Source organism: Aquabacterium sp. (assembly GCF_036279655.1).
Classification (GTDB): Bacteria; Pseudomonadota; Gammaproteobacteria; order Burkholderiales; family Burkholderiaceae_C; genus Aquabacterium.
The window spans coordinates 1-11,129 of the sequence record NZ_DASUIT010000134.1; the positions used below are offsets into that span (position 1 = coordinate 1).

Annotated in this window: 6 protein-coding genes; 2 read left to right on the forward strand and 4 right to left on the reverse strand. The window is 67.8% G+C overall.

Translation table 11 applies throughout. The features are described from left to right. Positions 1-224 (reverse strand): BON domain-containing protein (locus VFW84_RS14830; protein WP_414639010.1); only part of this gene is annotated, 224 nt, incomplete at its 3' end. A 169-nt stretch (positions 225-393) separates the two neighbouring features. Between VFW84_RS14830 and VFW84_RS14835 the strand changes: the two genes are divergently transcribed. Together VFW84_RS14835 and VFW84_RS14840 are read left to right on the forward strand one after the other, a co-directional pair. Further along, positions 394-807, forward strand: a complete 414-nt coding sequence (locus VFW84_RS14835) for a DUF4398 domain-containing protein (RefSeq protein ID WP_329681238.1) — start codon at positions 394-396, stop codon at positions 805-807. 26 nt (positions 808-833) lie between these two features. Continuing rightward, on the forward strand, positions 834-1,712 hold the full coding sequence (locus tag VFW84_RS14840) for an OmpA family protein (RefSeq protein ID WP_329681239.1): 879 nt from the start codon (positions 834-836) through the stop codon (positions 1,710-1,712). 59 nt (positions 1,713-1,771) lie between these two features. Here VFW84_RS14840 and VFW84_RS14845 read toward each other — a convergent pair whose 3' ends face one another. From VFW84_RS14845 to VFW84_RS14855, 3 genes are all read right to left on the reverse strand, one after another. Then, the gene (locus VFW84_RS14845; RefSeq protein WP_329681240.1) at positions 1,772-10,201 is read right to left on the reverse strand and encodes a GH36-type glycosyl hydrolase domain-containing protein; all 8,430 of its coding nucleotides are present in this window, start codon (positions 10,199-10,201) and stop codon (positions 1,772-1,774) included. A gap of 3 nt (positions 10,202-10,204) precedes the next feature. Continuing rightward, positions 10,205-10,447, reverse strand: coding sequence for a hypothetical protein (locus tag VFW84_RS14850; protein ID WP_329681241.1), 243 nt, complete (start codon positions 10,445-10,447; stop codon positions 10,205-10,207). Positions 10,448-10,478: 31 nt separating this feature from the next. Further along, on the reverse strand, positions 10,479-11,129 hold a 651-nt coding region (locus VFW84_RS14855; protein ID WP_329681242.1), incomplete at its 5' end, for an OmpA family protein.

Genomic DNA, 11,129 nt, shown 5'->3' on the forward strand with positions numbered 1-11,129 from the left:
CGCTCAGCGGTGTTCTTTTCGGTGGCGTTTTTGGCGAAACCGGACAGCATGACGGTGCCATTGAGCGTTTCGACCCGGATACTGGCCGCATCCACGTCCTTGTTGTCGATGAAGCGGCCCTTGACGGCCGCCGTGATGGCCGAGTCATCGACATAGGCGCCCATGGTTTCCTGCCCGCGCGTGACGGCGCAGCCGGTGGTGCTGATCAGGGCCAGGGCCGTCATGACGGCCACGAGGGGGTGAAGGATGCGAGGTGTGTTCATGGAGTTGCTCCGTTGGATGGATCAACCGACTGTGGACTCATCGGGCCAGGGCATCTGTACGCCACCGCACCGACCCCAGGGTGTTTTGGGCTCAGTCTGTCCTTTCCACTCAATGAACTGGGGACACCCCATGAACATCCATTCCCATCACCACCCCTTGATCGGCAGCCTCCGTGGCCAGCACCTGGCATGGCTGTTGACCCTGGCGGTCGTGGCCACCACGACAGGCTGCGCCAGCACCCCACCGGCGGCCTCGACGGCCCAGATCGCGGTGACCGAGGCGGCGCTGAACCACGCATCGAGCGCTGGAGGCGCCGAGATGGCGCCGACCGAGATGGCCGCGGCCCGCGACAAGCTGGTGCGCGCCAATGCAGCCATGACGGCCCGCGAGTTCGATCAGGCCTTGCGGCTGGCGGAGGAGGCGCAGGTCGATGCCCTGCTGGCCGAGGTCAAGGCGCGGGCCACCAAGGCGCAGCGTGCCGCTGACGAGTTGCGTGAGGGCCGACGGGTCTTGCGTGAAGAACTTGACCGCAAAAGCAAGTAAGCCTTGATACCCAACCGGAGTTCACCATGATCCATACACGACCCACCGCCATGACCCTTCTGGCCCTGGCGGCCATCGCGGCGCTGAGCGGCTGCAACACCACGCCGCCTAACAATGTGATGCTCGACAGCGCGCGTGCCGAGTACCGGCAGGCGCGGGACACGCCCCAGGTGCGTGACATGGCCGGTGATGAGCTGGCGCTGGCGGGGGATGCCCTGCGCAAGGCGAATGAAGCGTCTGCGCGCCGCGACGGCACCGCGGATGTCGATCATCTGGCCTACCTGGCCCGCCAGCGCGTGGCCATTGCCCAGGAGTCCGGCAAGCAGCGCGCCGCCGAGCGCGCGGTGACGAACGCCGACACGGCCCGCGATCAGGTGCGTCTGGCCGCGCGCACCGAGGAGGCGGACAAGGCGCAGCGCAGCGCCGATGCCGCCACCTTGCAGTCGCAGGAGTCACAGCGGCAGACGGTGCAGGCCCAGACACGCACGCTGGAGCTGGAAGCGCAGCTCAAGGCCATGAATGCGCGTCAGACGGATCGCGGCATGGTGGTCACCTTCGGCGATGTGTTCTTTGACACCAACCGCGTGCAGCTCAAGGCCAACGGGCTGCAGGAGGTCGACAAGCTGGCGACCTTCCTCAAGAACTTCCCGCAGCGCACGGCCCTGGTGGAGGGGTTCACGGACAGCGTGGGGTCGGCGGACCACAACCAGGCCTTGTCCGAGCGCCGCGCTGAAGCGGTGCGGCAGGCGCTGCTGACGCGGGGCGTGGACAGCGCACGCGTGAGCGTCCGGGGCTATGGTGAAGACCATGCGGTGGCGGACAACGACAGCTCGGGTGGGCGCCAGCTCAATCGTCGGGTGGAGATCGTGCTGTCCGATGACGGTGGCGTGATCATGCCGCGCTGAGCGCTGCAGACGCTCCCGTGTTCCTGGCCAGGAGGTCGTCACTGTTCGGTGGCGACCTCCTAGTCTTTGAGCAGGGCCATCACGAAGCAGGTGTGCGGCCCCAGGTCGGGCCAGCGGATGGGCTGACCGGGGCGCAGCAACAGGGCCTGGCGGTCGGCGGTGTCGGCCAGCGCCTGGGCGGCCTTGGCGCGGATCAGGATGAAGTGCATGGTGCGCTGCTCGCGTCGGAGGGTCAGTTCCGCTTCGTACCAATGGGAGGGCAGGCAGGGAGAGAAGGACAGGGTCTGGGCGTCGATCTGCAGCCCGAACATGGACTCGATGGCCGCGCGATGCAGCCAGCCCGCAGCACCGGTGTACCAGCTCCAGCCGCCCCGTCCGATGTAGGGCTCGTGGGTGTAGACATCACCGGCCACTGCGTAGGGCTCGATGCCGTACACGGCGCCATGGCGAGGGTGCTGCGCCCGATGGGCGGGGCTGAGGTAGGTGAAGTAGCGGTAGACCGTGTCGCCGGCCGCACTGGCGCCGGGTGTGAGCCGGGCCAGTTCGGCCTGGGCCATCAGGGCCCAGACGCCGGCATGGGTGTATTGCCCGCCGTTTTCGCGCACGCCCGGTGGATAGGCCTGGATGTAGCCTGCGCTCGGTTGTGCCTGCTGAAGCGGCGGATCGAGCAGCTTGATCAGACCGGCGTCCTGGTCGACCAGCATGGCATCCATGGCGGTGAGCGCGGCCTGTTGCAGTGCAGGCAAGGCCGCACCCGACAGCACCGCCCAGGCCTGGGCGATCAGGTCGATGCGGGCCTCGGGCTGGGTTTGGGAGCCCAGGGGTTGACCGTTGTCGAAGTAGGCCCGGGTGAACCATTCGCCATCCCAGGCGGTGCCGTTCAGCGCGGCTCGCCAGCCTTGCGCCGCCTGCTCCCACCGCTGCGCGCGAGGGATCTCGCCGCGCGCACGTGCCAGTGGGGCAAAGTCGGCCACGATCTTGCAGAGGAACCAACCCAGCCAGACCGACTCGCCGTGCCCCAGGTGGCCGACGCGGTTCATGCCGTCGTTCCAGTCGCCGCTGCCCATCAGGGGCAGGCCGTGGAGGCCCACCGCCAGGCTGCGGTCGATGGTGCGTGCAGCGTGCTCGTAGACCGAGGCGTGTTCAGCGCTGATGGCGGGGGTGTCGTAGATGTCTTCCGCGCCAGCCGGGATGGGCAAGCCCGTGAGAAAGGGCACCGGTTCGTCAAGCAGGTGGGCATCGCCCGTGGCTCGCAGATAGTGCACGCAGGCCAACGGCAGCCACAGGAGGTCGTCTGACGAGTGGGTGCGCACGCCCGCACCGTGGGGGGCATGCCACCAGTGCTGGACATCGCCTTCGGTGAACTGCCGCGATGCGCCGCGCAGGATCTGCTGGCGCAGCATCGATGGGGCCGCCCAGGCCAGGGCCATGCTGTCTTGCAACTGATCCCGAAAGCCGGTCGCCCCCCCGGCCTGATAGAAGCCACTTTTGCTCCAGAGTCGGCAGGAGATGAGCTGGTAGAGCAGCCAATGGTTCACCAGCGCATCGAACAGGGGGTCGGGCGTCTTCACCGTGGTGGCACCCAGCCAGGTTGCCCAGAGCGCCTGGACGGCGTCCAGGCGTTGTCGGGGTGCGATGTCGGCGGCCTGGCCTGCGAGCAGGCGGGCGGCATCGATGTCACGGCCATAGCCCAGCAGGAAGACCTTGCTGGCCCGCTCGCCCGGGGCCAGGCTCACCCGTGTCGACAGTGCCGCGCAGGGATCCAGCCCGGCGCCGCTGTGTTGCCCCAGGACATCGGGCAGCACCCTCTGGCCGCGTGCATCGAAGAACTCGCGTCGGTCACAGGTCCAGTCGTCCTCGTCATCGGGCTCGCGCGCCAGGGCCAGGAAGGCCGTGCCCTGACCGAAGCCGCCCGCGCATTCACGCTGCGTGCACAGCAGGGTCGTGAGTTGCCGGCCTGGCAGGCGCTGGCGGTGCATCGCCGTGTCCACGGTGGCGCGGTCGGCACGGCGCGATCCCATCATCCATTCGACCATGCCGATGAGGCGCAGATGCCGCGGTTTGCCGCCCAGGTTGATGAGATGCAGCGAGACCTGCTTGACCGAGCTGGCTGCATCGACGCACCAGCTTGCGGTGATGTCCAGATCGTCGCGGCGGTGGCGGATGTGGCTGTGGCCTTGTCCATGGGTGACGCGGTAGGCGATGCCGTCGTCGGCACAGATGGAGGGGGTCACGCTCCAGACCCGCATGCTCATGAGGTCCTGGATCAGGAAACTCTCGGCAGGCGTGTCCATCACCGGATCATTGGACCAGGCCGTGAGTTGGTTGAGGCGGCTGTTGAGGGCCCAGGTGTAGCCGCCACCCGTCTCGGAGAGCTGGGTGCCGAAGTCGGGGTTGGACAGCACGTTGATCCACGGTCGGGTCGGGCGAGAGTGTGCATTGACCTCGAAGACGAAGGCGCCGGAGTCTGGCTCGAAGGTGCCGACGGGTGCAGAGCTGGCCGCCGACAAACTCCAGGTCGACGCGACGGGCACCCGCGAGGTGTCGTGTCGGGCATCGAAGGCCTGCTCGTGCAATTGCGCCCACTCGTGCACATGCATGGGAAGCGGTCGACCATCGGCGTGGAGGCGGACGCGTGCCAGGCTGCTCAAGGTACGCAGTTCGTCCCGGGAGAGGTCTTCCACGCGCAGCATGTGGAGGTGGGCGTTGGAGGGGTGGCCCTGTGTGGCGCTGTCCACCATGTGGCGTTCGCGCAAGGCCAGGAGCTCACGGTGCAGGGCCATGAGATAGGACGCGGGCTCCTTGTTCACCACCACCAGATCGCAGGCCAGATCGCACCAGGACCACAGGCGCAGTGCCTGGATGAGGGCGCGCAGCAGGCCCAGCCCCTGCATCACATCGATCGTCACGACGATGATGGGGCGCTCACCGGAGATCCCGAATCGCCACAGGGCGCGCCGGTCGCAGCCTGCCGCCTGTTCGCCTTCGAGGTGGGGCACCCGTCCGGGCGAGCGCGTCAAGGTCAAGGTCAGGGCGGTGGTCAGTGTCTGGGCTGCCGCGAAGGTCTTGTTGCTGATGCGCAGGGCGCGCAGGCGGATGCCCGCCAGCGTGGCCGACATCAGCGAGGCGCGCTGCACATGGTTGTGCTGGCGGTATTTGTCGACCACGGCCAGCAAGGTGTCGCCATGGTCACTGACGGCGGTGGCGAAGGTCAACTGAGCCTTGGCGTGCGGCGCGATGCGCAGGTGGACCGCCAGGACGCAGACCGGATCCAGACCGGTATCGAGCGCCGTGTCCTGGGCCTCATCGGTGTCTGGCAGGGGGCGGGTGTGGCCCTGGGGCTGGCTGGCGTCGCGGTGGCGTCCGATCCAGTCCTGGCGGTCCGTCTGGTAGCGCACCGAGATCACCTGAGGGTCGAGCTCGGCGACAAAGTGGGCCAGCCGCAGGCCGCGCTCGGTGGGCAGCCGGGGCGTGCGTTCAAACACCAGGGCCTGGTGCCGTGCCAGCCATCGGGCTTGCACGAAGAGGTTGGTGAAGGCGGGGTGAGCCTCGTCGGCCACGGGGTCGTTCAAGGTGACGTCAAAGGCGGACATCAGCTCGATGTCCAGGGGGCGATCGCTCAGGTTGCGCAACTCGACCTGGCGGAACTCGATGTCGTCTTCGGGGCTGACCCAGATGGTGGTGTGCGACTGCAGTTCGGGCCAGAGGGCATCCAGGCACACGCGATCGGCGTGGAAGGTGCTCTGATAGTGGGCCGTGGGGTCTGGCGCGGGGTGCTGACTGATGGACACCAGCGCGGGCTGCCGGTCCCAGCGCACGTAGAAGAAGCTGCCATGGGCATCGCGCAAGGCGTCGTCCCGCCAGCGGCTCAGGCCGATCTGCCCCCAGCGACTCCAGCCCGCGCCATTGGCGCGCAGCGAGACGTTGTAGCGGCCATTGGAGAGCAGGTGGGTGGGCTCGATGGCGCAGACACCGGGCACGATCTCGCGCAGGAAGCCGGGCGCATGCGCTTGCAGGGTGGGCAGTGGCGGGCCCGCCGGCGGGTCGTACAAGGTGGAGACCTCACGCGGCGAGCGTTCGTGCAGCAGCGAGCTCATGGCCTCGATGTGGGCGTTGGCCATGCCCCAGCGGCGCACGACACCGTCATGCAGCACGTTGGTCAGCGCCACGATGCTCATGCCTTGATGGTGGGCCATGAAGGTGTTCACCGGCGTGAAGCGATCACCACCGGTCTGTCGGGTGGGAGAGAAGTCCAGCGCCTCGATGAAGCCATAGCGACCCCGGGCGGACAGCGCCTGGAGGGCGGTGAAGTTGCGGGCAGCCTCGTGGGGCGAGAGCTGGGCGGCCAGGGCCGTGGCATAGGGGGCGATCACCAGTTCGTCTGCCGGTGTTCTGCGCAGGGCCAGGCGAGGCACGCCCTGTGGCGCGTACTGGTAGGCCAGGGTGTGATCGTGGCCGGCATACGCCGATTCGGAGATGCCCCAGGGCAGGCCTCGTCCCCGTGTGAAGGCGATCTGTTCCTGCAGTGCCACCAGACAGGCGCCGTGCAAGGCGCCACCATAGGGTTCGTCCAGAACCAGTTGCGGCATCAGGTACTCGAACATGGAGCCGGACCATGAACGCAGTCCGGCCTGGGCCCCGTTGGCGTAGAAGGGGCGTCCCAGTGAGGCCCAGTGGCGGACAGGCACATCGCCCTTGGCCATGGCCACCAGGCTGGTCACGCGTGATTCGGAGGCCAGCAGATCGTAGAAGCCCCCATCGAGCTGTTGCTCGGCCACGCGAAAACCGATGTGGAACAGGTGTCGTTTGGGGTGATGCAGGAAACTGAAGTCCGCTTGCCATGCCAGCTGTTCACAGTGGCGAGCCACGGCAAGCAGGGCCTGGCTCGCCAGCAGGTGGGCGGCCATGGGGTCCATGCCCCGGGCGTCCTGGTCCCGTCGGGCAGACCGGCGGGTGTGCCGGTGATCGGCCAGGCCCCAGCGGAGGGCGTTGCGTGCATCGGGCGTCAGTGTGTGGCGGGCGTCCAGCCCCGGGGCAATGCGCTCCCGGGCGGTGCGCAGGGCCTGCTGGTTCGCGGTGTCGTCGTAAGGGTGGGCAGCCAGGGCCCGGCAGGCCTGCGCCGTGGCGAGCAGGTGGCTGCTCAGGTTGCCACTGTCCACCGTGGACACATACATGGGCAGCAAGGGAGCGCCGGTGAGGGTGTCATACCAATTGAGGAAGTGCCCTCGATGGCGCTGCAGGGTGTCCAGCGTGGCCAGGGTGGCCTCCAGGCGCTGGAGCAGATCCTGTGTGCCGATCCAGCCGAAGCGGCGGGCGCAGGCCACGCTCAGCATGTACAGGCCGATGTTGGTGGGGGAGGTGCGGTGCGCCACCATGTCATGGGGCGTCGTCTGCAGATTGTCGGGGGGCAGATGGTGGTTCTGCGCATCGACGCATCGCTCGAAGAAGCGCCACGTATCTCGGGCGATGGTGTCCAGGTAGGCACGCTCCTGCGGGAGCATCGTGTGCTCCTGACGTACCGGGCAGGGACGGCTGACCCACCAGGTCCACAGCGGCGATGCCGCCCACAGCAGGCTCAGCACGGTGGCCAGCACCGGATGATCGGCGCCACACAGGAGCAGGGCGGCCAGCAGCGTCAGGGCCAGCGCGGGTTTGCGCCAGTGCTGCCGCAGCGCGGCGGGGAAGGTGCTGCCGGCCGAGGCTTGCACGGCGGCCGCGGTGGTCCACTGCAGCAGATGTCGACGGCTGATGGTCAGTCGATAGAGCGCACGGGCGATCGCGTCCATCGACATCATGGCCTGTGCCAGCAGTTGCGACATGAGCCACAGGCCACCCCACAGGGCACGTGCCAGTTCCGTGCCGGCATGACGGTAGAAGTGCCGCCAGGCCAGATCGTCACGGCTGGAAAAGAGGCCTGCGATGGCGCCCATCAGCGGGCCCACCGAAAAGGCGGCGATCACCAGCGACAGCGCAGCAACGGGCGACACGATGTGACCGAGCGCGGCGGCGAGCAACAGGACCAGGGACATGGGGGCCACCAGGGAGCGGCGCAGGTTGTCAACCATCTTCCAGACGTTGATCACGTTCAGACGGTGCCGCCGGGGATGCAGCACAAAGGGTAGGAGCTGCCAGTCGCCACGGGTCCAGCGGTGGATCCGGGCAGCCGCCACATCGGCATGGACCGGGGCATCTTCGATGACCGAGATGTCGGAGACGGCGGCGCAGCGTGCCATGGCCCCTTCCAGCAGGTCATGGCTCAAGACCTGCCCCTCGGGCAGGCGACGCGAGAGCACGGCATGCAGGGCCTGGACATGCAGCAGCCCCTTGCCGGTGAAGCTGCCTTCCTGAAACAGATCCTGGTAGACGTCCGAGCTGGCGGCGCTGTAGGGATCGATCCCGCACTGCCCGGCGAACAGCCAGTGGTAGAGCGTGAAGTCACGCGGCATGGGCAGGGGCGTGTCGATGCGCGGCTGCAAGATGGCGTACCCGCTCACCACGGTGCGGCGGCCGGCGTCCAGGGTGGGCTGGTTCTGGGGGTGTGCAGCGACACCGACCAGATCCCTCAGTCGACCCGGCGGCAATTGGGTGTCGCTGTCGAGTGTGACGACATAGGGCGTGCGGCCGGCCAGGCGCGATTCGCGGCCCAGGTCGATGAACAGGGTGGAGCGCAGGTGCTCCTGGGCCAGCACGGCCATCAACTGCTCCAGCTTGCCCCGCTTGCGCTCCCAGCCGATCCAGCGTTGTTCGGAGTGGCTGAACAGCCGTTCACGGTGCAGCACGATGAACCGGGGCGCACCGGAGAGATCAGTGGCCGCAGTGGGGTAACGCTCATTGAGTTGGCGGATCTGGGCGCGGGCGTGAGACAGCAGGGCCTTGTCGGACTCGGCATGTTTGGCGGGCGCATCGCTCCAGTCCGTCAGCAGGGCGAACTGGGCATGGCGCTCGGGATTGGCCAGGTAATGCAGCAGCAGGCGATGGGCCAACTGAGATGTGGACTCGATGCTGGTCACCAGGGCCGGAATGACCACCAGCACACGGTGCTCGTCGGGGATGCCGGTGGGCAGTGCCAGGCGGGGCAGGTGATGGGGTCGCGCTGATTCACTGATCAGGCGGTTGATCACCGCCACGACGGCCTCCGATGCCGGGAAGACCATCAGCAGGGCGCCAAGCCACGCCCAGCCCGGTGCCTTGTGTCCCGAGTGCCGCAGCAGGGCCGCGACCAGCCCGATGGTGACCAGCGTCAGGGTGGCCAGGTAGACCGGCAGGGCCAGGCGGTAACGCACGGCGGGCCACCATGCCCCTTTGGGTGCGCGGGCCCCCAGGGCCTGCAACAGCGCCGGTCGACCCGGGCCGTGCAGCCAGTGGCTGGCCACGGCCGTCGGCACGCCGCTGCCTTGCTCGGGATGCATCAGCTGGATCAGGGTGCGCGCCACGCGCAATTCGCTGCAGCCGGTGGTGTGGGCCAGCGACTCGATGCCATGCAGTGTCTGGTCACGGGTGCCGACGTGCTCCGCCGCAAACAAGGGCGAGGTCAGCATCAACTGCATCAGCACGCTGGTGCGGGCCACGATGTCGGGCCAGTCGGCATCGCCGATTTCGCGCAGCGAGGTCACGGCATTGCTGACGCTGAGGTTGTCCGCAGCCAGGTCGGCGCTGTACTGGGCCTGGCTGGCGCCCGGGTCAGGCAACACCTTGTGCAGCCAGTCGTGATGGCAGTCATGGCCGATGGCTCGGCGGTCCTGCAGCCGCTGGGCCATCTGCGCCAGAAAGACCGGCCCGACACCGCGTTCGTTGACCAGGGCCAGCAGATCATCGAGCACGCGTGGGGTGAAGGTCTCGATGTGGTCGCAGCACAGATTGGCCGCTTCGCGTGCGGCCTTCTGGGTGGCCACCCGCTCGCCCAGCCGCCTGAGATTGTCGATGAGCACGACGCGCAAGGTCGTGGGCAGCGCCCACATCTCGCTGAGGTTCAGCTCGCAGCTTTCCTGATAGGCGCCCAGGAAGCGCATGAGCAGTTCGTCGTCGAAGGCGCCGTCGGTGTGGGCCACGAAGGCCCAGGCGACGCCGTAGATGCGGGGCAGTCCCGCCAGGGGCGCATCCTGCAGGACAGGCAGGCTGCGGAAGTAGCTGCGTGGCAGGCCCTCATGGATCTCGCGCAACTGCGCTTCGATCAGATGAAAGTTGTCCAGCAACCACTCTCCGGCCGGGCTGATGTCGTAGCCGGTGGCCGCTTGCGTGCCAATGTACTGGTGGGCTGCACGCAAGGCCTGGATGTTGTGCTGCAGCCTGGGAAAGAAGGTGTTGTTGCGCGGGGTCTTCCGGTCGGTGCGGTGGGTGGCGCCCAGGCTGTGGCCATGCTGCGCGAAGCGTTGCAGGCCGAAGATCTCTGACCGTATGGGCGGCTCCAGAGGGCCACGATGGCCGTCCAGGAAATCTTGCAGGCCCTGTGGGGCATCGGGGATGAGGTCCAGCAGTCGTGATCTCGCCATGCCTCACGACACGAGCAGGCTCGTCCCCCCGAGCAGGGCGATCAACACCAGCGTGGTCACCAGACGCGCGGCCATGAAGCGGTGGATGGCGTCGACGCCGCACCGAACGAGCAGCCAGCGACCACTCAGTTGCCGGCATCGCTGGAGGTGCTGCGCCAGCTCGCTCAGTTCGGTGGCGGTCGTGCTCACGGGCGCACCAAAGGAGGCGGTGCTCCAGCAAGGGCCTGCGGTCGTGGGGGCGTTCATGAGCATCTCTCCTGTTGCCGGGTGGGGGTGATCAACGGGTGGCGGTCACGTGGATGTCGACGCGGCGATCAGGCTGCAGGCAGGCCAGCAGAGCGACGCTGCGCTTGTTGCCCTGGCAGTCCTGGGGCTTGGTGACCGGCTCCAACTCGCCCTTGCCCACTGCGGAGATCCGGGCGGGGTCCAGGCGTCCCGAGGACACCAGGTGGGCCTTGACGGCTTCGGCGCGCTGCTCGGACAGGGTCTGGTTGTAGGCTTCGGAGCCCAGACGGTCGGTGTGGCCTTCCACGATCACCTCGCTGTATTGCGCTCCGCTCAGACCGCTGGCGAAGGTGTCCAGCGCGCTTTTGCCTTCGGCTCTGAGTTCGGATCGATCAAAGGTGAACACGGATTCCGCCGACAGGCTCAGGCGCTGAGGCGGCGTGGGCTCGGGGCGGGGGGCGGGTGCGGGAGGCGGCACGACAGGAGCGGGTGCCGGTGCAGGGGCCTGGTAGATCGGGGCGGCCGCCACACGCGGCGCAGGCCGGGACATGCGGTCGAACGGGAACACCATGCTGAGGCTGTAGACATTGACGTTGCCATGGTCGCCCACGGTGTCATGGATGCGGTAGCGCTCGACCTCGCCTCGGACCAGCCAGGAGGGGTTGATCTCGTATTGCAGGCCCACACCGATCTTGGCGTTGGT